The sequence below is a fragment of the Pseudoroseicyclus sp. H15 genome (assembly GCF_054353345.1).
On sequence record NZ_JBTHJE010000005.1, the window covers coordinates 556,080 to 581,766 of the forward strand.

Genomic DNA, 25,687 nt, shown 5'->3' on the forward strand with positions numbered 1-25,687 from the left:
TTTACGATGCGGAAAGAGGCGGGAGGGATACCATTGAAGACCTTGCAGAAAACGGTGGCCCCGCGGGCCTGCCCGATGCTTCAAACGCCTGACTGGCTGGGCCTGGAGGGCGAATCATGAGCTTCACGCCTGCCCCCTGGCCCCGCCGTCTGCGCAGCCGCGAATGGTATGGCGGCACCGGCCGTGATTCGATCTATCACCGCGGCTGGCTGAAGAATCAGGGTTACCCGCATGACCTGTTCGACGGGCGGCCCGTCATCGGCATCCTCAACACCTGGTCGGATCTGACGCCCTGCAACGGGCATCTTCGCGGGCTCGCCGAGAAGGTGAAGGCCGGCGTGTGGGAGGCGGGCGGCTTTCCCGTGGAGGTGCCGGTGTTCAGCGCTTCGGAGAATACCTTCCGCCCCACGGCGATGATGTTTCGCAACCTCGCCGCCATGGCGGTGGAAGAGACCATCAGAGGCCAGCCCGTCGACGGCGTGGTGCTGATGGTCGGCTGCGACAAGACCACGCCGAGCCTGATGATGGGCGCCGCCTCCTGCGACCTGCCCGCCATCGTTATCTCCGGCGGGCCGATGCTGAACGGCTGGCACCGGGGGCGGCGCGTCGGCTCGGGCACCGCGCTCTGGCAGATGAGCGAGGACATCAAGGCCGGCAAGATGAGCGAGGCGGAGTTCCTCGAGGCCGAGCAGGCGATGAGCCGCTCCTCTGGCACCTGCAATACCATGGGCACCGCCAGCACCATGGCCAGCATGGCCGAGGCACTGGGCATGGCGCTGTCTGGCAACGCCGCGATCCCCGGCGTCGATGCCCGCCGCGCCGTGATGGCGCAGCTCACCGGGCGGCGCATCGTGGACATGGTGAAGGACGACCTCAAACCGTCGGACGTGCTGACACGCGCCGCATTCGAGAACGCGATCCGCACCAACGCCGCCATCGGCGGCTCGACCAATGCCGTCATCCACCTGCTGGCGCTGGCCGGCCGCGTCGGGCTCGACCTGACGCTGGACGATTGGGACAGGCTCGGCCGCGACGTGCCGACGATCGTGAACCTCATGCCCTCGGGCCAGTACCTGATGGAGGAGTTCTTCTACGCCGGCGGCCTGCCCGTTGTGCTCAAACGCCTCGGCGAGGCGGGGCTGCTGCACAAGGAGGCGCTCACCGTCTCCGGCGGGCCGGTCTGGGAGGAGGTGAAGGACGCGGTGAATTACGACGAGGATGTCATCCGCCCGGCCGACAAGGCGCTGACGGGCTCGGGCGGCATCGTCGTGGTGAAGGGGAACCTCGCGCCCGGCGGCGCGGTGCTCAAGCCCTCGGCCGCCAGTTCCGAACTGATGGTGCATCGCGGGCGGGCTGTCGTCTTCGAGGATATCGACGATTACAAGGCGAAGATCGCCGACGAGGATCTCGATATCGACGAGACCTGCGTGATGGTGCTGAAGAACTGCGGGCCGAAGGGCTACCCGGGCATGGCCGAGGTGGGCAACATGGGCCTGCCGCCCAAGGTGCTGCGCCGCGGGATCACCGACATGGTGCGCCTGTCGGATGCCCGCATGTCGGGCACCGCCTACGGCACCGTGGTGCTGCACACCTCGCCCGAGGCGGCGGCGGGCGGGCCCCTGGCGGTGGTGCGGGATGGCGACATGATCGAGCTGAACGTGCCCGAGCGGAGGCTGCATCTGGATATCTCCGACGAGGAGCTCGCCGAGCGCCTGGCCGCCTGGAGCCCGCCGCCGAAGCCGGTGGGCGGAGGCTACGCGATGCTGCACCAGACCCATGTGATGGGCGCCGATACGGGGGCCGATCTCGACTTTCTCGTCGGCTGCCGCGGGGCGCCGGTGGGGAAGGATTCGCATTGAGCGGGGCACGCGCCTGCGATCTCCGTCGGAGGGGGGCTGTCTGCCCCCCGCTGCCGTTGGCAGCCCCCCCGAGGATATTGGGAAGTCGAAGGGAGGGGGCGCAGGCGAGAGATGCGAGCCGTGGTGAGAGAGGGAGAGGCGAATGAGCCTTAAGGTGGCGCTGGTGGGGATCGGCAAGATCGCCCGTGACCAGCATATTCCGGCGATTGCGGGCAGCGACGATTTTGAACTCGCCGCGACGGCGAGCCGCAATGCGGGGGTGGAGGGTGTGGCCCGCCATGCCACGCTGGCCGAGCTGCTGGAGGCCGAGCCCGAGGTGAGCTGCGTCTCGCTCTGCACCCCGCCGCTGGTGCGCTATGCCGACGCGCGCGCGGCGCTGGCGGCGGGCAAGCATGTGATGCTGGAAAAGCCGCCGGGCGCGACGTTGAGTGAGGTGCACGAGCTGGAGGCACTGGCGGCGCACCAGGGCGTGACGCTCTTCGCCAGCTGGCATTCGCGCGAGGCCGCTGCAGTGCTGCCCGCCCGCAACTGGCTGTCGGAGCGGGACGTGACCTCGGTGCGCATCAGCTGGCGCGAGGATGTGCGGCACTGGCATCCCGAACAGGACTGGGTGTGGGAGGCGGGCGGGCTTGGCGTCTTCGACCCCGGCATCAACGCGCTCTCGGTGCTCACCGCCATCCTGCCGCGGCCCGTTCATCTGGCGGAGGCCACGCTCGACTTCCCCGAAAACCGGGGCACGCCGGGCGCCGCCGACCTGACCTTCCGCGACCCGCAGGGCGCCGAGATCACCGCGCGGTTCGACTGGCTGCACGAGGGGCCGCCGGAATGGGATATCCATATCGAAGCGGGCGGCGAGAGTGCTGTCCTCTCAAAAGGCGGCGCCCGATTCAGCGTGGGCGGCACCGAGATCGCTGGCGGCGACGACCGCGAATATCCCGGCCTCTACGCGCGCTTCGCCGAGCTCATCGCCGCGGGAGAGAGCGAGGTCGACCTCTCGCCGCTCACCCATGTCGCCGATGCCTTCACGCTGGGCGACCGGCGCATCACCGCCCCCTTTCACTGGTAGAACGAGGCCCCCATGGACCTGACCACGCCCCTGACCGGCATCCTGCCCGTCGCGCCCACCCCCTTCTTCGACGATGGCGCGCTCGACCCCGAGGGCATGTCCCGCGTGCTCGATTGCCTGATCGACAGCGGGGTGGATGCGATCTGCATCCTCGCCAATTACTCCGAGCAATTCGTTCTGTCGGATGACGAGCGCGCCCAGCTCACCAAGCTGTCGCTCGAGCATGTGGCGGGCCGCGTGCCGGTGATCGTGACGATCAGCCATTTCTCCACCGCCATCGCCGTGGCCCGCGCCCGCGAGGCCGAGGCCATGGGCGCCGCGATGGTGATGATGATGCCGCCCTATCACGGCGCAAGCCTGCGCGCCGGCGAGGCGCAGATGATGGAGCATTTCGGCGCAGTCTCTGACGCGATCTCCATCCCCATCATGCTGCAGGACGCGCCGCTCTCTGGCGTGGCGCTGCCGGTGCCGCTGCTGGCGACGATGGCGCGCGAGATCGAGAACCTCAGCTATTTCAAGATCGAATGCCCCTTTGCCGCCGACAAGCTGGCGGCGCTGATCGAGGCGGGCGGGGGCGACATCGTCGGCCCCTTCGACGGGGAGGAGGCGGTGACGCTGCTCGCCGATCTCGATGCCGGGGCGACGGGCACGATGACCTCGGGCCTCTTGCCGGAGCACATTCGCCCCATCGTCATGGATTACCTCAATGGCGACAAGGAGGCCGCGCTGGCGCAATGGCAGCGCTGCCTTCCGCTCATCAATCATGAAAACCGGCAATGCGGGCTGCGCGCCTGCAAGACGGCCTATATGGAAGGGGGCGTCATCAGGTCTGACCATGTGCGCCACCCGCAGGCCCCGATGAGCCCGCGGACGAAGGAGCGGCTTTTGTCGCTCGGCCGCGAGATGGATCTGATCTCGCTGCGCTGGGGCAAGTGACCGCCGCGCGCGGCAGACCAAAGGACAACAAGGGAGATCACCATGGGATATGAACCCAAAGGCAAGCATCTGATCGCCGGCGACTGGGTGGGCGGAGAGAGCACCTTCACCTCTGCCCCCGCCACGGGCGAGGGCCAGCCCTACGCGATGGGCACGGCCGAAGATGTCGCCCGCGCCTGTGAGGCCGCCGAAGAGGCGTTCTGGGAGTTTGGCTATACGAGCCGCGCCACCCGCGCGAAACTGCTGCGCGCCATTGCCGACGAGATCGAGGCGCGCGCCGATGACATCACCGCCATGGGCAGCGCCGAGACCGGCCTGCCGGAAGCGCGGTTGCAGGGCGAGCGGGGCCGCACGACGGGGCAGCTGAAGCTCTTTGCCGATCATATCGAGGCGGGCGACTACCTCGACCGGCGCCATGACGCGGCGCTGCCCGACCGGCAGCCGCTGCCGCGGCCCGATCTAAAGATGGTGCAGCGCCCGATCGGCCCCGTCGCCGTCTTCGGCGCCTCGAACTTCCCGCTCGCCTTCTCCGTCGCCGGCGGCGACACGGCGGCGGCGCTGGCCGCCGGTTGCCCTGTAGTGGTCAAGGGCCACCCCGCGCATCCCGGCACCTGCGAGCTGGTCGCGGGCGCCATCGCGGCGGCGGTGGAAAGCTGCGGCCTGCCCAAAGGCACCTTCTCGCTGGTGCAGGGCAGCGATCATGCCGTGGGCGAGGCGCTGGTGACGCATCCGCTCATCAAGGCGGTGGGCTTCACCGGCTCGCTCGGCGCGGGGCGGGCGCTCTACAAGCTGTGCGCGATGCGCGACGAACCGATCCCCTTCTTCGGCGAGCTCGGCTCGGTGAACCCGATGTTCGTGCTGCCGCAGGCCATGAGCGCGCGCGGCGAGGCCATCGGCGCGGGCTGGGCGGGATCGCTGACCATGGGCGTCGGCCAGTTCTGCACCAACCCCGGCATCGCCGTTGTGCTGGCAGGCGATGCGGCGGAGGCCTTCATCGGCTCGGCGGAGGCGGAGCTCGCCAAAGTCGGCCCGGCGGTCATGCTGACCGACGGCATCGCCGAGGCCTACCGCAAGGGCCAGGCCCGCATGGCGGGGGCGAAGGGGGTTTCCGAGCGGCTCGCCTCGCCTTGCGAGGGGCGGAGCGCGGCGCCCTATCTCTACGTGACCACGGGGGCTGAATGGCTGGCGAACCACGCGCTGGGCGAGGAGGTCTTCGGGCCGCTCGGGCTGGTTGTGCAGGTCTCTGACGAGGCGGAGATGATGAAGGTCGCCAAGGCCCTCGAAGGCCAGTTGACCGTGACGCTTCAGATGGACGACGGCGATACCGCGCTTGGCCAGACGCTGATGCCGGTGCTGGAGCGCAAGGCGGGGCGCATCCTCGCGAACGGCTTCCCCACCGGCGTGGAAGTGGCCGATGCCATGGTGCATGGCGGGCCGTTCCCGGCCTCGACCAACTTCGGGCACACCTCCGTTGGCACGCTGTCGATCCGCCGCTTCCTGCGGCCGGTCTGCTATCAGGCGATGCCGGAGGCGCTGCTGCCCGAAGACCTTAGGTGAGGAAGCTGTAGATCGTGTAGCCGGCGCCGCCGATGATGCAGAGCGCGATGAGCGAGAAGAGCCCGTCGCGCACCAGAAGGCCCATCGAGAAGAAGGCCACGGCGGCGCCCATGATCGACGAGCTGAAGGGCACGAATTCCAGCGCGGGCATCACGGCGCCGCAGAGCAGGCAGGCGGCCTGTGTGATCCAGGCGAAGGGCGGCACCACGAAGATCTTGAGCCGCGGCTTGGAGATGCGGTCGAGGAACCCTGCCGGTTTGCGCATGAAGTCGACGGCGCTCTTAAGGCGCTCGGAGGAAACTTCCCGTTTCATCAGCTTTTCGGGCAGCCACAGGTGGTCTCGGTTCAGCAACATCTGCGCCGAGACGAGCACGATCAGAATGCCGCAGAGCGACGAGAAGAGTGGGATGCCGGAAAGCGGGGTGACGACCGCGAGCGCCGCCGCGAACAGCACCGGCACGTAGGAGGCATCGCCCAAGGCTTCGACGACTTCGCGCAGGGCTGTCGTCTCGCCGGTGGCGCTGCTTTCCATCCGGTCGAGGATGTCGCCGACTGACCGGGGATCGGAGCCTTCTGAGCCGCCCGCTTCTGCCTGACTCATCGCGCCTCGCCGGTATCGGCGATAGGCGGAAGGGCGGTGTAGAAGGCTGCGAGTTCTTCGATCTCGCCCTCGGTGAGGGCCTCGGGGGCGTCATCGGAGATGGTTCGCAATTCGGTCACCACGACCTCTTCGTCCTGCCCGGCGAGGGCGGCGGCGTCCGGTTGGGGCTTGTCGCTCATCGTGCTGGGTTCCTCAGGTGGCATGTTGGACCAACGGGTGAAGGCCGGTTTGGATGCCTGTTTCATCGGATTTTACACGGAAACGGCGAATTCTTGCTTACCAAAGCGGCAACAGGGCGGCGTTCTGGCGCTACTCCGCCTCCGGCCCCTTGGCGGGGGCGATACTGGCGTACCACGCCGCGAGGGCCGCGATCTGCGCGTCGGTCAGGTCCTGTGCCGCCTGTGTCATCAGCTCCGAGCCGCCGCGCTCGCCCGAGCGCCAGAGGCGGAGCTGCGCGGTGAGGAAGGCTTCGTCCTGCCCGGCGAGGGCCGGGAAATCCTCGCGCGCTTCGGTGGCGCCGGGGCCGTGGCAGGCGATGCAGGCGGGCACGTCACTGGTACCGCGGAGGGCGAGCGCCTCGCCCTCCGGCGCTGGCGCGCTGGCGGTGCCGGAGGGGTCCTGCGCGGCGTAATAGACGGCGAGCTCTTCCAGCGCAGCCGGCTCGAACAGGCTGGTGGCCTGCTGCATGATGCCGCTGCGGCGCAGTCCCTCGCGGTACTCGGCGAGGGTGTGAACGAGGTAGCCCTCCTCCTGGATGTCGAGCCGCGGCACGCCGCTGGCGATCTCCTCATGACAGCCGGAACAATAGGCGGCACCCGCCGGCGCATCTGTCGCCTCGGTCGGGGCGGTCAGCGCCTGCTGGCCTGCCTCGTCCAGCCCGCTCTTCACCGCCATCAGATAGGCGACGACGGGCCAGACCTCATCCTCGCGCCCGGCGGCGGGCCAGCCGGGCATCCCGGTCATCTTGGCGCCATTGTAGACGATCCAGTGCAGCTCGCCCGGCTGCCACTCTTCCACCGCCTCGGTGATATGCGGTGGCTCGGGCAGCATCGCGCGGGCGGTGGCAGAGCGGACCTCGCCGGGCACCGCATGGCAGGTGGCGCAGCCTGTCTCGAAATGGCGGGCGCCGAGGGCGACGAGATCGGGCGAGGAGAGGTCGGGCACCTCGTCCTCCGGCGTGGCGCGCAGCTCGACGGAATTGTTGAAGGTCGTGTGCAGCACCCAGGCGACGCCCGGGAAGTGCCCCGTCTGGGCGGAGACGTTGTAGAGGCCGAAGCCCACCACGGCCCCGGCCCCGGCGAGGCCGAGGACAGCCAGGGTGGCAAGGGTGAGCAGGATCTTCTTCATGCCAGGCTCCTGTCGCCAAGCGCCTGCGCCGTCAGCACCAGGCCCACCGTCAGATAAATCGGCGTGCCGATGCCCAGCATGAGCATGCCGCCGAGCTGCTGGCCCGAGAGGTCAGGCGAGGTGCCGCAGAAGGCGAAATAGAGGTCACGCGGGGCGAGGGTGAGCAGGGCGCCGAGCAGCGTCATGTGCATCGTCGTCAGCAGCAGCCCGCCCGCGCCGGCCAGTGGTTGCGATGCGCGCAGGCACCCGGCCCATACCAAGAGCCCGACGAGAAGGAAGGTGCCCTGCTCGACGATCATCCCGGCCGTGCTGGTGCGGGCGAAGCCATGAAGGCGGGGCAGGTGCCAGCCCCAGACGGCCAGGAACTCCAGCACCGCCGCGATCAGTGGGCTGATGGCGATGAGGGGCGAAAGCCGGGGCAGGCCGAGCACCAGCAGCGGCGCGGCTACCGCGACCAGCCCCATGTGGCGGAGCATGAAGGCGGGGAAGTCGGGCAGCCAGCTCTCCAGCGGCAGCAGCCAGATTGCCGCCAGCACCGCCAGCCCGGCGGCCAGCGACAGCGCTGTGGCAGCTGAGGGCGCGCGCATCACGGGGGTGGCGGCGGCGCTCATCGGCAGCTCCCGATCACGATGAGGGGGAGGGAGACGTAGATCACGCCGATCGCCGAGATGATGGCGAGCAGGAAGGCGGCGTGGCCGAGAAACTGGTGCCGGTCTTCGGCGTCGTCCTCGGGGTTGGAGAACTCGCCGGTATTGCGCACATCCCATTGCCGGAAGGCCCGCCAGCCCAGCCATCCGATGCCGGCCAGGGCCACCGCGGTCAGGCCCAGCAGCGCGGCGCGCATCGGGCCGGGGTCGCCGCCGAACTTGACGCAGACGAGGCTGGCCCAGCCGTAGCAGACCACGAAATGCACGGCCCAGATCGTCGGCGCGAAGGCGATGCGCCACAGGCTCTCGGCCTCTTCGCGGAACTCGCGCTGCTCCTGATCGGATCTCTCGCTCATGTCAGCACCAGCGGGGCAAGGCCAAGGACAGCGGCGGCGGTCAGGGCGGCCAGCGTGTGGAAATGCCAGAACAGCGTGGTGTTGCGCAGATCGGCATCGTAGCGCGGAGTCAGCTTGCCGAAGATCGAGCCGGCCAGGCAGTAGAGTTGCATCAGCGCGCCGAGGCCGGAATGCGCCACCATCCAGATTGTGAGGGCGCAAAGGATGGCCGGATAGCTATGCGTGCCCGGCGACAGATCCATGACCGACAGCACCATCGCCCCCGCCGCCGCGGCGCTGAGCAGCGCCCCGCCGCCCAGCAGCAGCCGGGCGATGCCCTGCCGGCCGGCTGCGTTGAGCTCGCGGGCGCCATAGGTCGCCGCCCAGGCGAGGGCGACGCAGAGCGCCGCCAGCGCCACCAGCAGGCCCACCGGGTGGGTGGCGCCTTCGGGCGGGAAGTCGGGATGGGCCGTCCAGTAGTAGAAGACGCTGAAGATCAGCGAGGCGAAGGCGGTGGAATCGGCCAGCATGGTGATCCACACCGCCCACCAGCCGGCGCTTTTGGGCCCGGAGGCATAGGTCGGCAGCCGCAGGCCGAGGCCGACATCGGCCATGTGGTGCTTCGGCGGCCGGGCCGTGTCGCGCCAGAGCCAGGTGATGATGGCGGCGACGGCGAGGACGGCGCAGATCACCGAGGGCACGTACCAGTGGAAGGTGGGGAAGATGAACGCCCCGCCGGTGAAGGCCGCGGCCACATGGGTGCTCCATGTCGGCCCGGTGATCGGCTGCACATAGAGCGGCTTGGCGTCGATGACCGATGTCACGATGGTCTCGCGCGTCTCGTTCACTGAATCGCCAAGATAGTAGCGCCCGGCATCCATCCGCTCGAGCAGCTTGGGATCGTCCCAGAGCGGGTAGCGTGAGGTGACATGCGGGATCGAGCGCACGCCCCAGGCCTCGGCCGGGACGTCATGGCTCCATTCCAGCGTGCCGCCGCCCCAGGGGTTGCGCGGCGTGACGGGGCCGCGGCGGACATGGGTGATGAGGTCGAAGACGAAGATGGCGAAGCCCGCCGCGATAACGAAGGCGCCGATGGTCGAGACCATGTTCCAGATGTCCCAGCCGAGGCCGCCGGGATAGGTGAACACCCGCCGCGGCATGCCGAGCAGGCCGGTCAAGTGCATGGGCAGGAAGGTCACGTTGAAGCCGGCGAAGATGAGCCAGAAGGCCCATTTGCCGAGGCGCTCGTTCAGCAGCCGCTTCGAGATGATCGGCATGAAGTAATAGACGCCGGCGATGACCGGGAAAACCATGCCGCCGAAGAGCGTGTAGTGCAGGTGCGCCACGACGAAGTAGGTGTCATGCGCCTGAAAGTCGAAGGGCGCGATGGCCAGCATCACGCCGGTGAGGCCCCCGGCGGTGAAGATGGCGAGGCCGCCCGCGATCCAGAGCAGCGGCAGGCTGGGCCTGACCTTGCCGACCATCAGAGTCGCCACGAAGGCGAAGAGCTGGATGCCGGTGGGGATGACCACCGCCTCCGACGCCGCCGAGAAGAAGCCGAGCGAGATATTCGGGAGCCCGGTGGTGAACATGTGGTGCACCCAGAGCCCGAAGCTGAGGAACCCCGTGCCGACGGCGGAGAGCACGATCCAGCTGTAGCCGACGATTGGGCGCCGGGCGACGGTGGGCACAACCATGGCTGCGATGGCGATGGAGGGCAGGAAGATGATGTAGACCTCCGGATGCCCGAAGATCCAGAACAGGTGCTGCCAGAGCAGCGGGTCGCCGCCCTTGGCGGGGTCGAAGAACGGCCATTCGAAGCTGCGCTCCAGCTCGAAGAGCAGGTCGCCCGCGATGAGGGGCGGGAAGGCGAAGAGGATCATCCCGCCGACGACCAGCACGTACCAGGCGTAGAGCGGCATGATGTTCACCCGCATCCCCGGCGGGCGGCATTTCAGGGCGCCGACGATCAGCTCGACCGCGGCGGCGATGGAGGCGACCTCGATGAAGGAGAGGCCGAGCAGCCAGATGTCGGAGCCGGGCCCCTCATCCTGCGTCGCCAGCGGCGGGTACATGAACCAGCCGGCGCGGGGGGCGACGTTGAAGAAGATCGAGCCAATCACGAAGACGCCGCCGATCAGGAAGCACCAGTAGCCAAAGGCCGACAGGCGCGGGAAGGGCATGTCGCGCGCGCCGAGAAGGCTGGGCAGGATGAGGATCGAGATCGCCTCGAACATCGGCACGGCGAAGAGGAACATCATCGCCGAGCCATGCATCGTGAAGAGCTGGTTGAAGAGATCGGCGGAGATCAGGTCGTTCTCGGGCACCGCCAACTGAAGGCGGATGAGCAGCGCCATCAGCCCGGCCAGCAGCATGAAGCAAAGCGCCGTCAGCGTGTACCAGACGCCGACCTCGGAATTGTTTACCGCGCTCCAGTAGCGCCAGCCCTGGGGCGTGGCCCAGGCGCGGCGCAGACGGTCGGCCTGCTCTCTTGCCTTGGCCTCGTCCATCGGCTCGGAGAGCATCTCTTCCGTCGGAGGATAGATGCCCTGCAGCGCCGGCTCGGCGCTGTGCGGCCCCTCGAAGGGCGGATCGTATGGCCGGTCGCTCATTCCAGACCCTTCAGATAGGTGGCAAGATCGGTCAGCTCATCGGGGCTGAGGTGATCGTAGGGGGGCATCTCGACCTCGGGTTTGAGATCGTCGGTATGGGCGATCCAGGAGCTGAAATCCTCAAGGCTGGCGCCCAGCCGTCCGGCGCCCAGCCGTCCGGCGCCCAGCGAGTGCCGGCTGCCGACATGGGTGAGATCGGGCCCGACGAGGCCCTGATGCTGCGTGCCCCGGATGGTGTGACAGCCGCCGCAGCCTTCGCGGGCGAACAGCTCTTCGCCCCTGCGGGCCGCCTCGCCAGCCGGCGGCGCGGCGGGGGCCGCTTCGGCAGCGAGCCAGGCGGCGAAGGCCTCGGGCGCCATCGCTTCCACCTCGAAGGCCATCCAGGCATGCGAGGCGCCGCAGAACTCGGCGCATTGGCCGCGGTAGAGGCCGGCCTCGGTGGCGCGGAGCGACATATGGGTCTCGCGGCCGGGGAACATGTCCATCTTGCCGCCAAGGGCGGGGATCCAGAAGGAGTGGATGACGCGGTGAGAATCGAGCCGGAAGTCGACCCGCTCGCCCACCGGCAGGCGGATCTCGTTGGCGGTGATCACATCGCCCTCCGCCGTCTCGTAGGCGACGCGCCACCACCATTGCTCGCCGGTGACACGGATGGTCAGCCCGTCGCCGGGCGTGTCGTGATCGGGCAGGATCGACAGGCCCCAGGTGAGTAGCGCGCCGATCAGCAGCACGGGCAGCACGATGCCGCCGCCGATCACCAGGCCATTGGCGAGGTTGCGGCTCATCTCGCGGCGGAACAGGCGGGTGACGGCGAAGAAGATGCCGTTGAGCAGCAGCCAGATCACCAGCGCCGCGATGAACATGGTCAGGAAAATCTGCGCCAGCGTGGCGGCATCCTCGCCGGCGGGGTCCAGCGCGGATTGGCGACCGGTGCAAGCGGCGAGTAGACAAAGCGTCAGGCAAAGCGTGACACGCCTCGTCGCCCGACCTCGCCAGCCATCCGCTCTCACACGCGCCCCCGTTTGCCCGTGAAGGTTAACGAGACGTGCTCACGTTTGTTCCCGGACCCGTGAGATTGGCGGAGGTCTCCTGCCGCGCCGCCCGGCGGAGCTCCTCCAGCAGCGCCGCCTGACCCGCCGTCGGCACCCAGGAGGGCCGGGTGGCCAGGCCGATGGGCCGCCCCGGTACCTCCGCCGCGACGGGCAGCTCGACCAGCAGGCCAAGCGCCAGCTCCGCCCCGGCCTGCGCGGCGGAAATGCAGCCGAGGTGGTCGCTCTGCCGCAGCATCTGCCGCATCAGCAGGATCGAGCCGGTCTCGACAAGGCTGGCGGGGCCTTGCCCGCCGAACAGCGCGTCGAAGTGCGCCCGCGCCGGCGTGCCGACGCGGGGCACCACGAAGGGCCAGCGCGCCAGCTCTTCAGGGTGCAGGGCGGGCTGCCCGGCGAGCGGGTGGCCATGGCCGGCGAGAAAGGCGAGGCGGTCGTCGAACAGCCGTTCCTGGGCGATGCCCGCCGGGCAGGGGCTGCGCAGGGCGCCGGCGATCACATCGATCTCGCCGCGGCGCAGGCCGGCCAGCAGCTCCTCATAGGGGCCGTCGATCACGGTCACGGGCTGGGCCGGGCGCCTGGCGCGGAAGGCGATCAGCGCCTGCGGCAGGATCAGCGAGCGGGCGAGGGGCAGGGCGCCGATCACGATGCGCCCGCCTTCGCCGCCGGCGAGCTCGGCCAGCTCTGCCTCGCCCTGCGCGATCTCGGCACCGGCGAGCTGGGCGGCCACCGCCAGCGCCGCGGCGCGGGGCGTCGGCACCAGCCCGTGGCCGGTGCGGCGCAAGAGCGGCCGGCCCGCCTCTGCCTCCAGCGACGCCACGGCTCGGTGGATCGAGGGTTGCGACAGGCCGAGCTGCCGGGCGGCGAGCGAGAAGCTGCGCGCCTCCACCACCGCCACGAGCGCCCTCAGCTGGGCCTGCGTTGCCGTCAGCCGCAGCCGCGGCGCGATCTCGGCCAGCGCGGTGTCGAGCCGCCCCAGCGCCCGTCTTACCCGCGCCGCCAGCAGCGTGCCCGCCGGCGTCAGGCTCAGCCCCTCTGCCCCGCGCTCGAACAGCCGCGCCCCGGCGGCGGTCTCCAGCTTGGCGAGGGCCTGCGTGACGGCGGGCTGCGAGACACCCTGCTGCATCGCCGCGCCCGTTGCGCTGCCCGCCTCGGCCACCGCAAGAAACAGCCGCAAATGCCTGAGGTTCTGCCCGATCATGCGCCAAGCCTATAGCATGTGCTTATGGGGCGGAACGCCGATTGGATTCGACAGCGCCCGCGCGCTCGTGGGACAAGGCGGCAAAAGAGGGAGGACACCATGGCCAAATCCGCACTGGTCATCTCGGCGCATGCCGCAGATTTCGTCTGGCGCTGCGGCGGCGCCATCGCGCTGCACGCCGAGAAAGGCATCGAGGTCACCGTGCTTTGCCTCTCCTACGGCGAGCGCGGCGAGAGTGCCAAGCTCTGGAAGCAGGAGGGCATGACGCTGGAGCGCGTCAAACAGGCCCGCCACGACGAGGCCGAGGCCGCCGCTGAAGCGCTGGGCGTGCATGAGTTGGTGACGCTCGACCTTGGCGATTACCCGCTCGATTTCTCCCGCGAGAACAAGATGAAGATGGTCGAGGTCATCCGGAAGGTGCAGCCGAGCTTCATGCTCAGCCACAGCCAGTACGACCCCTACAACACCGACCATATGAACACGACGAATGCCGTACTTGAGACGCGCATGATCGCGCAGGCCTGGGGCCACAACCCCGGCGAGAAGGTGCTGGGCGCGCCGCAGCTCTACCTGTTCGAGCCGCACCAGACCGAGCAGATGGGCTGGAAACCCGACACCTTCCTCGACATCACGCCGGTCTGGGACAAGAAGCGCGCCGCCATCGAGTGCATGGCCGGGCAGGAGCATCTTTGGGAGTATTATACCCGGGTGGCGCAGCAGCGGGCGAACCACTTCAAGCGCAATTCCGGCGGGCAATCCGGTGGGCGCGACTGCAAATATGCGGAAGGGTTCCAGTCGATCTTTCCGCGGACTGTCGATGAGTTATAAGCCAGCCCTTTGACCAACATAGGGTAACGCAATATGTCCTTCCTCTCCCGCTACCAGCCGCAGCTGCTGTCGATCTTCCGCATCATGGCGGCGCTGCTTCTGCTGCAGCACGGCACCTCGAAACTGTTCGACTTTCCGCCCACCGGCATGACGCCGCCGGTCTTCAGCATGTTCGGCATCGCCGGCGTGCTGGAGCTTGTGGGCGGCGTGCTGCTCGTCATCGGCCTCTTCACACGCCCCGCAGCCTTCATCCTGTCGGGCCTGATGGCGGCGGCCTATTTCATCGCCCATGCGCCGCAGGGCTTCTACCCGATCCTGAACGGCGGCGAACTCGCCGCGCTGTACTGCTTCGCCTTCCTCTACCTCGCCGCCGCGGGCCCCGGCCCCTGGTCGGTCGACGCAGCTCGCAAGGGCTGAGGAGGGCCGCCGGGCGGACTTGGGAGGGGCGCCCGGCACCGAGACAACGAAGGGGTCGCACCATCGGTGCGGCCCGACCCCAACAGGGAGGACAGACAGATGAGCCAGCCGACCAACCCCAATTTCGACCTCGCCCATCTGGGCCATGTCGAGGTCTATACCGACCAGTTCGACAAGAGCCTCGACTTCTTTACCCGCGTCTACGGGCTGAAGCTTTCGGGCCAGGACGAGACCTCCGCCTATCTGCGGGCATGGGAGGATTACGAATTCCACTCGCTCAAGCTGACGAAGGCGGACCGGACCGGCGTGGGCCATATCGCCTACCGCGTGACCTCACCCGAGGCGCTGGAGCGGCGTGTCGCCGCGATCGAGGCGAGCGAGTACAAGGCTTTGGGTTGGGTCGAGGGTGACCTTGGCCATGGACGGGCGTTCCAGTTCGAAGACCCGTTCGGGCATGTCTTCGAGCTCTACTGGGACACGGTGAAATACGAGGCGCCGCCGGAGGATGCCTCGGCGCTCAAGAACCTCTCCTCGCGCTACCACGCGCAGGGGGTGAGCCCGCGGCGGATCGACCATGTGAACCTGCTGGGCGAGGACGTGACGGCGTTTCGTGATTTCGTCGGGACCTGCCTCGGCCACCGGGTGACGGAATACATCCAGCTCGACAACGGCCGCATGGGCGGCTGCTGGTTCACCTGCAACAATAAGAGCTACGACCTGGTCTGCTCGGAAGAGCGGGGCGGCGGCGAGGGAAGGCTGCACCACGTGACCTATGCGACCGACACGCGCGAAGACATCCTGCGGGCCGCTGATATCTACCTCGAGAACGGGGTGCATATCGAGACGGGGCCGCACAAGCACGCCATCCAGGGGAGCTTCTTCCTCTACGCCTGGGAGCCGGCAGGCAACAGGATCGAGCTCGCCAATGCCGGCGCGCGGCTGGTGATGCAGCCCGACTGGGAGCCGGTGGTCTGGACAGAGGCCGACCGCGCCAAGGGCCAGGCCTGGGGGCTGAAGACCATTTCGACGTTCCACACGCATGGGACGCCGCCGGTGCAAAAAGACTGACGGTGCCGCGGGGTGGAGAGACCCGGGGCTCTGCCCCGGACCCCGAGGTATTTTCGGCCAGATGAAGGAGGGGCGGGGCGCCCCGGGAGGCAGCGATGCACAATGTGGTGATGACGAAGGTGGAGCGGGCCGAGGCGTCTGTGATCGAAGGGCTGGGTCGTGCGGGCGTGGCGACGGTTCATGAGGCGCAGGGGCGGCGTGGGTGCTTCGCCTCGAACATGCGCCCGATCCAGCAGGGGGCGCAGATTGCAGGCTCGGCGATAACGATCTCGGCGCCGCCGGGGGACAACTGGATGCTGCATGTGGCCATCGAGCAGCTGCGGGACGGGGACGTGCTGGTGCTGGCGCCCACCTCACCCTGCGACACCGGCTATTTTGGTGACCTGCTTGCGACCTCCGCCATGGCGCGGGGCTGCCGGGGGCTAGTGATCGACGCAGGCGTGAGGGACACGAAGGATCTGCGGGAGATGGGCTTCCCGGTCTGGTCGACCGCGATCTCGGCGCAGGGCACGGTGAAGGAGACGCTGGGCTCGGTGAATGTGCCGATCGTCTGTGCCGGGCAGGCCGTGGAGGCGGGCGACGTGATCGTGGCCGATGACGACGGCGTGGTGGTCGTGAAGCGGGCTGAGGCCGCGGAGGTGCTGGCGGCGGCGGAGACGCGACTGGCGGCGGAAGAAGCTAAGCGCGCGCGGCTGGCGGCGGGCGAGCTGGGGCTCGACATCTATGACATGCGCGGTCGGCTGGAGGAGAAGGGGCTGCGCTATGTCTGAGGACGGGATCCCCTGCCTCTGGATGCGGGGGGGCACGTCGAAGGGGGCGTATTTTCTGGCGAGCGACCTCCCGGCAGAGGCGGCGGCGCGGGACGATCTGCTGCTGCGGATCATGGGCTCGCCCGACGCGCGGCAGATCGACGGCATCGGTGGGGCCGACCCGCTGACCAGCAAGGTGGCGGTGCTTTCGCCGCCGAGCCGCGACGATGCCGATGTCGATTACCTCTTCCTGCAGGTCTACGTGGACGAGCCGCTGGTGAGTGATGCTCAGGCCTGCGGCAACATCCTTGCCGGCGTCGGCCCGGCGGCCATCGAGCGGGGGCTGGTGGCGGCGCGGGAGGGCGAAACCCTGGTGCGCATCCACATGGTTAACACCGGCGAGGTGGCTGAGGCTCGGATCGCGACGCCGGGCGGGCGCGTGAGCTATGCCGGCGAGGCGCGCATCGACGGGGTGCCGGGCCATGCGGCGGCGGTGCCGCTGATGTTCGAGAAGCTCGCCGGCTCGATGTGCGGGGCGCTGCTGCCGACGGACAGGGTAGTGGATGAGATCGACGGCGTGGCGGCGACGCTCATCGACAACGGCATGCCCTGCGTGGTGATGCGCGCCGATGCGCTGGGGGTGACCGGCAAGGAGAGCCGCGAGGAGCTGGAGGGGAACGGCGCGCTCAAGGAGCGGGTGGAGGCGATCCGGCGGAAGGCCGGCCCGATGATGGGCCTTGGCGACGTGGCCGAGAAGAGCGTGCCGAAGATGTTCCTGGTCTCCGCGCCGGGGGCGGGCGGGACGATCCATACCCGCAGTTTCATCCCCCACCGGGTGCATGCGACGGTGGGTGTGTTTGCCGCCGTCTCGGTGGCGACGGCGGCGGTGATGGAGGGGTCGCCGGCGGCGGAGGTGGCGGTGTTGCCGGAGGGTGAAACCTTCGTGGTGGAGCATCCGACGGGGGCTGCGGAGTTGGTCATCGAGCGGGGAGAGGATGGCAGCGTGGTCCGGGCGGGGACGCTTCGGACGGCGCGGAAGCTGTTTGACGGGCGCGTTTTCCCTAGGGCGTGAGCGTTCGGACTTGTCTGTTTCCGATTTGAACTGGCTAGATCAGGGCTGAAATCCCCCAGAACTTTTCATAAAGCAACCTGAGGCCGCTTAGCTGTGCGCTGCATCGAAGCGAGAATTCCCTTGGCGCGACATCAGACCAGCGGAAGATCCTCCGGTGCCCCCTGAAGTGGCAAGCGTACGATCTCATGGAAGCGCCCCGCCTCGTCCTCGCCTGCGAGCGTGATCTCGGTGATCGTCATCAGCCCGAGGCGCGGCGCGAAGAGTGCTCGGAGCACGTTCCCCACCGGCTCGATCTCGTCTTCGGCCAGCAGCCCGGTCAGAGTCATGTGAAAGCGGAACTCCTCCAGCACATAGGGGTAGCCCCAGCGAGCCAGCAACTCCTCCTGTCGGGCAGCTAGACCAGCGGTGCGGCGGCGGGCGAGCTCTGCCTCGCTGGGGGCCGCGCGGCAGGCGTCTAGCCCGGTGACCAGCCTGGCGGCCAGCGCATCAAGACCGGCCGTCTCCCCCACCGGCACCAGCGCCAGGAAACGCCCGAGCCGGGCGAGCCTCAGGCCCGCCAGCGACACCGGCGGCAGGCGGGCGCAGAGCGCGCGGGCCTCCTGCTCGACCTCCTCCGCCGTCCAGCCTTCAGCCAAGCGGAACGGGGGCTTCAGCGTGGCGTGAAAGCCGTAGCGGCGCGGCGCCTCTGTCAGTTCGCGGGGCGGGCGGGGGAGAGACAGGCCGGCAGGCTCCGGGGGCGCCTCTCCCGTCAGCGACCAGCCGAGCCAGGCGGCGCCGAGGTCGGCGAAGGGGCCGGGGGGCGGGGTGTAGTAGAGGGCGAAGCGGCTGAAGCGCATGAGAATTCGTCTGTTGAGGCCGGAGCGGAAAGGCGGGATGCTCCCAGACATGACAGAGACCCTGACGATTGCAAACGCGCGGCTCGTGGCCGATGGCGAGGTCCGCCTCGGCGGCCTGCGGGTGGTGGATGGCCGCATCGCCGAGCTGCTCGACGGCTCCTCCGTGCCCGCTGGCGCGCTCGATTGCGAGGGCGACCTGCTCGCGCCCGGCCTCATCGAACTGCACACAGACAATCTGGAGCGGCACATCACGCCGCGGCCCGGGGTCAACTGGCCGCATGCCGCCGCCATCGCCGCGCATGACGGCGAGTTGGCCTCCACCGGCATCACCACGGTGTTCGACGCGCTGCGGCTGGGCTTTCTCAACTGGGAGGGCGAGGCCAGCCGCCGCTATGCCCGCCCGCTCGCCAGCGAGCTCATCGCCATGCGTGCTGAGGGTATGCTGCGCATCAGCCACCTGCTGCATCTGCGGGCCGAAATCTGCTCCGAGACGCTGGAGGAGGAGTTGGCGGAATTTACGCCCGAAGACGGCGTCGGCATCGTCAGCCTGATGGATCACACACCGGGCCAGCGCCAGTTCACCGATATCGGCCGGGTGCGCGACTACATCATGGGCAAGCGGCCGATGAGTGAGGCCGATTTCGAGCGGCTGATCGCGGCGGAGCGGCAGCTGACCGCCGAGTACGGCGCCCGGCATGAGGCGGCCGCCGTTGCGGCGGCGCGCCGCCTGGGTGCGGCGATTGCCAGCCATGACGACACAACGGTCGAGCATGTCGCGGCCTCCGCGCGGCACGGCGTGGCGATGGCGGAGTTTCCCACAACGCTCGCGGCGGCGCGGGCCTGCGGCGAGGCGGGCATCGCCGTCATCATGGGGGCGCCCAACCTGGTGCGGGGGGGCTCGCATTCGGGCAATGTCGCGGCGCGCGAGGCGGCGGAGGCCGATGCGCTCGACATCCTGTCCTCCGACTACGTGCCGGCCTCGCTGCTGCTCGGCGCCTTCATGCTGGGTGACCTCTGGGGCAACTTGGCGCGCGGGCTGGCGACCGTCACCGAGGCGCCGGCGCGGGCGGCGGGGCTGAGCGACAGGGGCCGGCTCGCGCCCGGGCTGCGGGCCGATCTGGTGCGCCTGCGCCGGGCGCCGGGCGGCACGCCGATGGTGCGGGGAGTCTGGTCGGGCGGCCGGCGCGTGGGCTGAGCCAGCTCTTGCAACCGCCACGCCGCAGCGGGACAAAGCCATTGAGCAGCAAGGGGATAGATATGCGCATCGTCATTCAAGGGATCGGCGCCGTCGGCGGCACTTTGGCCGCGTCGCTGGCGCTGAGCGGGCAGGAGGTTGTCGGCATCGCGCGCGGGCCGATGCTGAGCGCGCTGCAGCAGAGCGGGCTCACGCTGCAAACCTGCGCGGGTGCGCGCCAGGCGAAGTTCCCCGCCTTCAGCACGCCGGCGGAGGCGGAGATCCGGCCAGACGATGTGATCCTGCTCTGCACCAAAACCCAGCATACCGAGGCGGCGCTGGCGCAGCTTCAGGCCGCCGGGGTGAGCGACCAGCCAGTGTTCTGCTTCCAGAACGGGGTGGAGAACGAGCGGCTCGCGCTTCGGCGCTTTCCCAATGTGCATGCGGCGACGGTGATGCTGCCGGCCGAATACGCAACGCCCGGCACCGTTGCCGCCTTCGGCACGCCCAAGCTCGGCATCTTCGATATCGGCCGCTATCCGGGCGGCACCGATGCCGCTGACGAGGCGCTGGTCGCCGCGCTGAACGCAGCCGATTTCGTGGCGCGCACCTCGCCAGAGGTGATGGCGAGCAAATACGGCAAGCTCATCCTCAACCTCTGCAACATCGCCGACGCGGCCCTGCCAAAGGGCGAGACGCGCGATGCGCTCTGCGACCGGCTGATGGATGAGGGGCGGGCGGTGCTGGAGGCTGCCGGCATTGCGTCGGTCGACGTTGGCCAGGGCGACCCGCGCCGCGCCGCCAACATGCAGGTCGGCGAAATCCCGGGCGTCTCGCGCACCGGCTCGTCCTCCACCCAGAGCCTGGCGCGGGCGACGGGCTCGATCGAGAGCGATTACCTCAACGGCGAGATCGCGCTGCTTGGCCGGCTGCATGGGGTGCCCACACCGGTCAATGCCTGGGCTGCCGCACTGGGCGGCCGGCTGGCGCGCGAGGGGTTGGCGCCGGGGAGCCTCTCCGAGGAAGAGGGGAAGGCGGCGCTGACGCTCTAGATCAGCGGGCGGCGCTGCGGCGGCTCAAGCTCTACCCCCACCATTTCGGCCAGCGGCTCGATGCCGGGAATGGCGAGCTGGCCGTCTTGCCAGCGCACCAGGTTGTGGCGCCGCAGGCGGGCGAGGGTCTTGTTGGTATGCACCAGCGAGAGGCCGAGCAGATCCGCCAGATCCTGCTGGCGGAAGGGGAAGGGCATGGCCCCGGCGCTGTTCACCATGCCAAGGGCGCGGCCGCGCTGGTAAATCTTGATCAGCGCCCAGCCGATCCGCTCGGTCGCATCGCGCTGGCCGACAGTGGCGAGCGCTTCGCCGAGGAAGTGCTCCTCGACTGCGGCGAGCCACGTCATGTCGAAGCCGCGGGTGGGGCTGGCGCGCACGAAGGAGAGGAAGTCGGCCCGGTCAAAGACGCAAAGCCGCATCGGCGTTGAGGCGACGATGGAATGCTTCATCTCGCCGAAGACGCCGGCCTGCAGGCCGATGAAATCACCGGGGAAGATGACATTCAGCACCTGCCGGCTGCCGTCGGCGAGGCTCTTGTAGCGCAGGCCCATGCCTTCGAGCGCGGTGTAGAGCTGGGCAGAGCCCGCGCCCTCGATCAGCATATGGGTGCCGGCATCAATGTGCAGCTCGCCCGCCTTGAACGCTTCGGTCTGGCGGACATCGTCGCGTGACATTTCAACGAAGATGTCTCGCTTGCGGAGCGGGCAGTGGGTGCAGGGTGTGGTCACAGGCTCGGCCACGCCGCCGCCATATCATTTGATAAGATGCACGTCCCGGAAATTCCGGATTTACGTATGTCGTAGTTTAATGCCCGGTGCTGCATCTCGTGCGACTGTCCCGCCATGTTAACCCCCGATTCATGGACCAATAGATTGGCAGATCTGATGATCATTGGCGGCGATTCCCTCGTCGCTGAAGACATATCGGAGAGCCTTGTTGCCCGATTCCCGGATTATGCCGTTCGCATTGTTCGCTCGTTCTCTGACGCATTGAACGCGCTGGCCGAAGGTTCCGTTCCTAAACTTGTCGTACTCTCGCACGATCTGAAGGACATCAGCCCGCTAAAAGCGGCCGAACGCTTCGCCCCCCACGACACCGCCATCGTCATTCTCGAGGCTGAAGAGGCGGACGAGGGCCAAGAGCCTGGTGAGCATCACCGCTGGGCGATGCTGCCGCTGCCGTTCTCTGACCTCGCGCTCAACCGCGCCGTCAGCGAAGCGCTGGTGCGGGCCGCGCCGAAGCAGGGCTGACACGCGGCGCCGCGGCCAAGCAGGCGCGCGGGAACCTTACAACTCACGAAGCGTTAAGCTGAAAAGGGCGCCCGAAATGGGCCTGCCGCTACGCTTTCAATATACGGACAGAAGGGAAGACAGCCATGGGCATCTTCGGACTTTCGGGCCTTGGTGGCCTCATTCTACTGGCCCTCGACATCTGGGCCATCGTCTCGATCTTCAACTCGTCGGCCTCCGGAACCTCTAAGGTGCTGTGGACGCTACTGGTCGTTCTGCTGCCCCTCCTGGGCTTCCTGATCTGGCTCTTCGCGGGGCCGCGCGGCGCCGCCCGGCCCGCGTAAATGGTAAAATCAGAGGGAATGGGGCACGCCGCGATCGTTGTGATCGCGGCGATTGCCGTTGGATACACCCTTCAGGCGGCCGAGGCGATCATCGCGCCGGTGGTGCTGGCCCTCGTGGCCGGCATCGTGCTGTCGCCCCTCTCCGATTTGCTGGAGAAATGGGGCGTGGGGCGCACCTTTGCGGCCCTTATCAGCCTGTTCCTGACGCTGATCCTCGTGGCGGCGCTGGTAATGGCGCTGCAGCCCATCGCCATGCGGCTGATCGACTCGCTGCCCAAGGTGGCACGAGATCTCGAAGATGCGCTCGGCAACCTGCGCGGCACGATCAGCGACCTGTCCACCATGTCGGAAAACATGGCCGAGACCCTCTCGGGAGCCGGCGCCGACGCAGCCGCGGTTGACCCCGAGCCTGCCGCTGCCGCGGCGTCTGAAGTGCCCAATGTGCGCGATGCCATCATGCTCGCGCCCTCGATCATCGCGCAGATCATCGTTTTCGCAGGTACGCTCTTCTTCTTTGTGGCGACGCGCGACGAGGTCTATACCCTCCTGCGCAAGGTGCTGCCCGGCCATGACGGTCGGCGGCTGCAGATCAGCGATCTGCGCAGGGCCGAGCGCCGGGTGGCGCATTACTTCCTGACGATCACGCTCATCAACACCTGCCTCGGCGTCGCCGTTGGTGCGGCACTGACCGTGATGGGCCTGCCCGGTGCGCTGCAATGGGGCCTGCTGGCGTTCTTCATGAACTTCGTCGTCTACCTCGGGCCAGCGGTTTTCGGCATCTCGCTGCTGATCGCGGGTATCGCGGCTTTCGACGGGCCGTATTCGCTGCTGCCGGCCGCGAGCTTCTTCCTGCTCAACATGATGGAGGGGCAGTTCATCACGCCCTCGCTCGTTGGGCGCGAGATGCGGATCAATCCGCTGATGATCTTCCTCTCGGTCACCTTCGGCTTGTGGATCTGGGGGCCCATCGGCGGCGTCGTCGCCATCCCGCTGCTCGTCTGGCTGCTGGTGGTGCTGACCGGCCAGGCCGGAGCGGTCGACCCGCGCCCGCTGTTCGCGGCAGAAGACAACAGCTCGGCCGCTGGCAAGTAACGCCTCGGGCGGAGACATCAAAAAGGGCGGCTGCCATATCTGGCAGCCGCCCTTTTCGTTTGGTCGAAGGTGGGTTCAGCTCTCGAAGGTCGGCATCGCCGTGAGGCTGTCTTCGGACAGGTTCGTGCGCACCACGAAGCCTTCGCCGGGAGCCTGCAGAACCTCCAAGTCAGCCAAGTCGAGGGCGACCTTGTGGCTGCTGAACATGCCGCCCACCGAGACGACGGCGCCGTCGATGCGGCCGCTGCCATCGATGAACAGCTCGGCCACTTCGCCGACGCGCTGGTTGGCCATATCGAGCACCGGGGCGTAGACCAGTTCGTCGACATTGATGCCGGTAAAGGTGAGGGCAGAGGCGGGCACGGGGGTGGCCGCAATGGAGGTTTCGTTCATCGCAGCTTCGGTGAACTGCGTGGAAGGCATGGCGACAGCGGCGACGCCGGTGACAGCAAACGCTGCGATGAGAGCCTTACCGATCATGAGTGAGTCTCCTCGTTCGGGACTTGTTGCAAAAGCAACGCCTCCGGGCGGCGAAGAGTTTCAAATCAATGTCGAAAGAGTGAGGGAAACGAGGGGGTTACCCTCAACCGTACTTCAGGGACGCCGGCGCGCCGACATGCCGGCGCCAAGGCCCTGCGCGAAGGCCATCGCCAGCGTCGCGGCAACGCTGCCGGGGACGGGCGGGGCAACGGGGGCCGGTTCGACCACCGGGGCAGGGCGGGCAGGGCGTGCGAGGATGAGAAGAAGGATGACGCCGAGCAGCATCCATACGCCGCCCACAATCAGGGCCGCCACAAGGTGGCCCTGCACGGCGGCAATGGCGATCCAGCCAGCTGCCGTCAGGCATCCCAGCCCGACGGACATGCAGACAAGCGCCGCTATCGCCAGCGCGGCATTGCGCGCGATGGCGGCGGCCGCGAGGGCCAGCCGATCCATCATCAGCGGCGGCGGGTCATGAACAGCCCGATGAGGAAGCCGATGAAGGTCGCGATGCCAACAGCAGCAGCCGGGTTCTCGCGTACCTTCGCCTCGGCTTCGGTCGCAACTTCGCTCGCCGCACGGCGGGCACTGGCGCTCAGCTCGGCAACGGTGGCTTCACCCCGCGCGCGAATGGCGGACGCAGTGCCGGTGGCATTCGCCTTCAGCATCTCTTTCTGGGCCGACCCGATCTCTGCCGCTGTCTCGGACAGCTCGGCGAGATCCGCCTTGAGCGACTCGAATTGCTTCATGAATTCATTGAGGTTGGCTTGCGTGCCGTTGGTCGTGCCTCGGGCCATGGGTGGCTCCTCGATTTGGGTGGCTTCACTGGCGCAACGCATAAGTTCCGGCATGGTTCCCATCTTTTTGCACTTTTTTGCGGGGGCGGAACTGCGCTGCAGAAGGCAGCGTTGATCAGGCAAATCAGCGCCACCCGGCGCTGCAAGATCCTACGAACCAAGGAGAAACTCCATGCTTGGATGGGCTCTGGCCTTCCTTGTCCTGGCCATTATTGCCGCCGTCTTCGGCTTTGGCGGCGTCATGGCTGCGGCAGCGGGCATTGCGCAGATCCTGTTCTTCATCTTCCTCGTGCTGTTCCTCGTCGCCGCCCTCTTCGGCGCGATGCGGGACAAGCCCCCGCTTTGACGGTGGCGCGCGACGAGATGTGAGAACCAGCTTAAGCGGGGCAGACCTTCGCTCCGCCCAACGCAAGCAATCGCCTGCAACCCATACTAAAAAAGGCCCGCCGGGTGTTTCCACTCGGCGGGCCTTGTCTGTCAGCGCTCTCGGCAGGACTGATGCGAGGGCGGCGCTGGCAAAGCTGGAAGATCAGGCGTGCAGCGTCTCGGTGGACGAGAAGAAGCTCGCCTGGCTGACGGCAGAGCGCACCTGCTCTTCGGTATAGGGCTTCGTGATGACGAATGCCGGCTCGGGCCGCTCGCCCGTGAGCAGGCGCTCGGGGAAGGCGGTGATGAAGATCACCGGGATATCGCCCGCGAGGCCAAGGATCTCGTTCACCGCCTCGATGCCAGACGAGCCATCGGCTAGCTGGATGTCGGAGAGGATGAGATCCGGGCGCTCTTTCTTGAACAGATCGACCGCCTCGGTATGCGTGCGGGCAACGCCGGTGATGGCGTGGCCCATGTCGGCAACGATGTCCTGAATGTCCATCGCGATGATGGGTTCGTCCTCGATCACCATGACACGCCCGGTGACGCTTTCTTCCATCTCGCGGCGCGCGGTCTCGATCAGCATACGGACTTCGGTTTCCTCGACGTCCATGATCACCGCGATATCCTGAGCGGAGAACTCTTCGATCGTGTAGAGCAGCAGCGCTTCGCGGGTATTGGCGGTCAGGCGCGACATATGGGCCTGCGCCCGGCGGGCGAGGCCATTGTCACCTTCACCGACGGGGGCACCTGAAGAGCTCCAGATCAGGTGAAAGGCGCGGAACAGCGCGACCTTCTTGCTGAGCCCTTGATCGAAGACGGAACGGTCTGTCAGTAGTGCTTCAAGTGTAGCGGCCACGTAATTATCGCCGCTGGTCTGGCTGCCGGTGAGCGCGCGCGCATAGCGGCGCAGGTAAGGCAGCAGATCCGCAACAGCGACGGAGAGGAAGGAAGGCTCAGTGGCCTGCGACAT

At 68.0% G+C, this 25,687-nt stretch carries 29 protein-coding genes; 15 read left to right on the forward strand and 14 right to left on the reverse strand.

From position 1 onward, the window contains the following. Positions 1-116: 116 nt before the first annotated feature. The 4 genes from araD (at position 117) to ACXN5S_RS13430 (ending at position 5,418) form a co-directional block, all read left to right on the forward strand. On the forward strand, positions 117-1,859 hold the full coding sequence (araD, locus tag ACXN5S_RS13415; RefSeq protein WP_458605941.1) for an L-arabinonate dehydratase: 1,743 nt from the start codon (positions 117-119) through the stop codon (positions 1,857-1,859). Between the two features lie 142 nt (positions 1,860-2,001). Next, the gene (locus ACXN5S_RS13420) at positions 2,002-2,925 is read left to right on the forward strand and encodes a Gfo/Idh/MocA family protein (protein WP_458605942.1); all 924 of its coding nucleotides are present in this window, start codon (positions 2,002-2,004) and stop codon (positions 2,923-2,925) included. A gap of 18 nt (positions 2,926-2,943) precedes the next feature. Beyond that, positions 2,944-3,861: a dihydrodipicolinate synthase family protein gene (locus tag ACXN5S_RS13425; RefSeq protein WP_458606056.1), complete on the forward strand. Its 918-nt coding sequence runs from the start codon at positions 2,944-2,946 to the stop codon at positions 3,859-3,861. Positions 3,862-3,903: 42 nt separating this feature from the next. After that, positions 3,904-5,418, forward strand: a complete 1,515-nt coding sequence (locus ACXN5S_RS13430) for an aldehyde dehydrogenase (NADP(+)) (protein WP_458605943.1) — start codon at positions 3,904-3,906, stop codon at positions 5,416-5,418. On the opposite strand, the gene ACXN5S_RS13435 is transcribed toward ACXN5S_RS13430, so the two are convergent. The 8 genes from ACXN5S_RS13435 to ACXN5S_RS13470 form a co-directional block, all read right to left on the reverse strand. After that, on the reverse strand, positions 5,411-6,019 hold the full coding sequence (locus tag ACXN5S_RS13435) for an exopolysaccharide biosynthesis protein (protein WP_458605944.1): 609 nt from the start codon (positions 6,017-6,019) through the stop codon (positions 5,411-5,413). The genes ACXN5S_RS13430 and ACXN5S_RS13435 overlap by 8 nt on opposite strands. Then, positions 6,016-6,198, reverse strand: a complete 183-nt coding sequence (locus ACXN5S_RS13440) for a hypothetical protein (RefSeq protein ID WP_458605945.1) — start codon at positions 6,196-6,198, stop codon at positions 6,016-6,018. The genes ACXN5S_RS13435 and ACXN5S_RS13440 overlap by 4 nt, the downstream gene beginning before the upstream one ends. A gap of 130 nt (positions 6,199-6,328) precedes the next feature. Next, positions 6,329-7,366 carry a c-type cytochrome gene (locus ACXN5S_RS13445; protein WP_458605946.1) on the reverse strand — a complete coding sequence of 346 codons (1,038 nt, stop codon included), beginning with the start codon at positions 7,364-7,366 and terminating at the stop codon, positions 6,329-6,331. Continuing rightward, positions 7,363-7,977, reverse strand: a complete 615-nt coding sequence (locus tag ACXN5S_RS13450) for a cytochrome c oxidase assembly protein (protein ID WP_458605947.1) — start codon at positions 7,975-7,977, stop codon at positions 7,363-7,365. Before ACXN5S_RS13450 ends, ACXN5S_RS13445 begins: the two co-directional genes overlap by 4 nt. Beyond that, on the reverse strand, positions 7,974-8,369 hold the full coding sequence (locus tag ACXN5S_RS13455; RefSeq protein ID WP_458605948.1) for a hypothetical protein: 396 nt from the start codon (positions 8,367-8,369) through the stop codon (positions 7,974-7,976). The genes ACXN5S_RS13450 and ACXN5S_RS13455 overlap by 4 nt, the downstream gene beginning before the upstream one ends. Beyond that, positions 8,366-10,960 carry a cytochrome c oxidase subunit I gene (gene ctaD, locus ACXN5S_RS13460; protein WP_458605949.1) on the reverse strand — a complete coding sequence of 865 codons (2,595 nt, stop codon included), beginning with the start codon at positions 10,958-10,960 and terminating at the stop codon, positions 8,366-8,368. The genes ACXN5S_RS13455 and ctaD overlap by 4 nt, the downstream gene beginning before the upstream one ends. After that, a complete protein-coding gene (gene coxB, locus ACXN5S_RS13465) occupies positions 10,957-11,970 on the reverse strand; it encodes a cytochrome c oxidase subunit II (protein WP_458605950.1) in 1,014 nt (337 codons plus the stop codon). The genes ctaD and coxB overlap by 4 nt, the downstream gene beginning before the upstream one ends. 25 nt (positions 11,971-11,995) lie before the next feature. Continuing rightward, positions 11,996-13,207: a LysR family transcriptional regulator gene (locus ACXN5S_RS13470; protein ID WP_458605951.1), complete on the reverse strand. Its 1,212-nt coding sequence runs from the start codon at positions 13,205-13,207 to the stop codon at positions 11,996-11,998. Between the two features lie 99 nt (positions 13,208-13,306). On the opposite strand from ACXN5S_RS13470, the gene ACXN5S_RS13475 reads away from it, so the two are divergent. The 5 genes from ACXN5S_RS13475 (at position 13,307) to ACXN5S_RS13495 (ending at position 17,341) form a co-directional block, all read left to right on the forward strand. After that, positions 13,307-14,035 (forward strand): PIG-L deacetylase family protein, encoded by a 729-nt coding sequence (locus tag ACXN5S_RS13475; RefSeq protein ID WP_458605952.1) that lies wholly within the window; start codon positions 13,307-13,309, stop codon positions 14,033-14,035. Between the two features lie 33 nt (positions 14,036-14,068). After that, complete coding sequence (locus ACXN5S_RS13480; protein WP_458605953.1) at positions 14,069-14,452, forward strand: DoxX family protein; 384 nt, start codon at positions 14,069-14,071, stop codon at positions 14,450-14,452. Between the two features lie 99 nt (positions 14,453-14,551). After that, positions 14,552-15,520 (forward strand): VOC family protein, encoded by a 969-nt coding sequence (locus ACXN5S_RS13485; RefSeq protein WP_458605954.1) that lies wholly within the window; start codon positions 14,552-14,554, stop codon positions 15,518-15,520. Positions 15,521-15,615: 95 nt separating this feature from the next. Next, positions 15,616-16,290 carry a 4-carboxy-4-hydroxy-2-oxoadipate aldolase/oxaloacetate decarboxylase gene (locus ACXN5S_RS13490; RefSeq protein ID WP_458605955.1) on the forward strand — a complete coding sequence of 225 codons (675 nt, stop codon included), beginning with the start codon at positions 15,616-15,618 and terminating at the stop codon, positions 16,288-16,290. Continuing rightward, the gene (locus ACXN5S_RS13495) at positions 16,283-17,341 is read left to right on the forward strand and encodes a 4-oxalomesaconate tautomerase (protein ID WP_458605956.1); all 1,059 of its coding nucleotides are present in this window, start codon (positions 16,283-16,285) and stop codon (positions 17,339-17,341) included. The genes ACXN5S_RS13490 and ACXN5S_RS13495 overlap by 8 nt, the downstream gene beginning before the upstream one ends. A gap of 131 nt (positions 17,342-17,472) precedes the next feature. Here the strand turns inward: ACXN5S_RS13495 and ACXN5S_RS13500 are convergent, their stop codons facing one another. Further along, positions 17,473-18,228: a DUF1045 domain-containing protein gene (locus tag ACXN5S_RS13500; RefSeq protein ID WP_458605957.1), complete on the reverse strand. Its 756-nt coding sequence runs from the start codon at positions 18,226-18,228 to the stop codon at positions 17,473-17,475. Here ACXN5S_RS13500 and ACXN5S_RS13505 point away from each other — a divergent pair. Both ACXN5S_RS13505 and ACXN5S_RS13510 read left to right on the forward strand, forming a co-directional pair. Continuing rightward, positions 18,227-19,372, forward strand: coding sequence for an alpha-D-ribose 1-methylphosphonate 5-triphosphate diphosphatase (locus ACXN5S_RS13505; protein WP_458605958.1), 1,146 nt, complete (start codon positions 18,227-18,229; stop codon positions 19,370-19,372). The genes ACXN5S_RS13500 and ACXN5S_RS13505 overlap by 2 nt on opposite strands. 62 nt (positions 19,373-19,434) lie before the next feature. After that, positions 19,435-20,403 (forward strand): ketopantoate reductase family protein, encoded by a 969-nt coding sequence (locus tag ACXN5S_RS13510; protein WP_458605959.1) that lies wholly within the window; start codon positions 19,435-19,437, stop codon positions 20,401-20,403. Here the strand turns inward: ACXN5S_RS13510 and ACXN5S_RS13515 are convergent. Continuing rightward, positions 20,400-21,077 (reverse strand): Crp/Fnr family transcriptional regulator, encoded by a 678-nt coding sequence (locus ACXN5S_RS13515; RefSeq protein ID WP_458605960.1) that lies wholly within the window; start codon positions 21,075-21,077, stop codon positions 20,400-20,402. The genes ACXN5S_RS13510 and ACXN5S_RS13515 overlap by 4 nt on opposite strands. A gap of 198 nt (positions 21,078-21,275) precedes the next feature. Here ACXN5S_RS13515 and ACXN5S_RS13520 point away from each other — a divergent pair, with 198 nt between their 5' ends. The 3 genes from ACXN5S_RS13520 to ACXN5S_RS13530 all read left to right on the forward strand — a co-directional run bounded on the left by ACXN5S_RS13520 (position 21,276) and on the right by ACXN5S_RS13530 (position 23,068). After that, positions 21,276-21,653, forward strand: coding sequence for a hypothetical protein (locus tag ACXN5S_RS13520; RefSeq protein WP_458605961.1), 378 nt, complete (start codon positions 21,276-21,278; stop codon positions 21,651-21,653). 125 nt (positions 21,654-21,778) lie between these two features. Further along, positions 21,779-21,976: a PLDc N-terminal domain-containing protein gene (locus tag ACXN5S_RS13525; protein WP_458605962.1), complete on the forward strand. Its 198-nt coding sequence runs from the start codon at positions 21,779-21,781 to the stop codon at positions 21,974-21,976. Between the two features lie 18 nt (positions 21,977-21,994). Next, a complete protein-coding gene (locus ACXN5S_RS13530; RefSeq protein ID WP_458605963.1) occupies positions 21,995-23,068 on the forward strand; it encodes an AI-2E family transporter in 1,074 nt (357 codons plus the stop codon). A 75-nt stretch (positions 23,069-23,143) separates the two neighbouring features. On the opposite strand, the gene ACXN5S_RS13535 is transcribed toward ACXN5S_RS13530, so the two are convergent. The 3 genes from ACXN5S_RS13535 to ACXN5S_RS13545 all read right to left on the reverse strand — a co-directional run bounded on the left by ACXN5S_RS13535 (position 23,144) and on the right by ACXN5S_RS13545 (position 24,345). Next, entirely contained in the window at positions 23,144-23,548 is a 405-nt protein-coding gene (locus tag ACXN5S_RS13535) for a PRC-barrel domain-containing protein (protein WP_458605964.1), read from the reverse strand. Between the two features lie 114 nt (positions 23,549-23,662). After that, positions 23,663-24,007 (reverse strand): phage holin family protein, encoded by a 345-nt coding sequence (locus ACXN5S_RS13540; protein ID WP_458605965.1) that lies wholly within the window; start codon positions 24,005-24,007, stop codon positions 23,663-23,665. Further along, on the reverse strand, positions 24,007-24,345 hold the full coding sequence (locus tag ACXN5S_RS13545; RefSeq protein WP_458605966.1) for a DUF883 family protein: 339 nt from the start codon (positions 24,343-24,345) through the stop codon (positions 24,007-24,009). The genes ACXN5S_RS13540 and ACXN5S_RS13545 overlap by 1 nt, the downstream gene beginning before the upstream one ends. 172 nt (positions 24,346-24,517) lie before the next feature. On the opposite strand from ACXN5S_RS13545, the gene ACXN5S_RS13550 reads away from it, so the two are divergent. Further along, positions 24,518-24,691: a DUF1328 domain-containing protein gene (locus ACXN5S_RS13550; RefSeq protein WP_458605967.1), complete on the forward strand. Its 174-nt coding sequence runs from the start codon at positions 24,518-24,520 to the stop codon at positions 24,689-24,691. 183 nt (positions 24,692-24,874) lie between these two features. Here the strand turns inward: ACXN5S_RS13550 and ACXN5S_RS13555 are convergent, their stop codons facing one another. Beyond that, on the reverse strand, positions 24,875-25,687 hold the full coding sequence (locus ACXN5S_RS13555; protein ID WP_458605968.1) for a response regulator: 813 nt from the start codon (positions 25,685-25,687) through the stop codon (positions 24,875-24,877).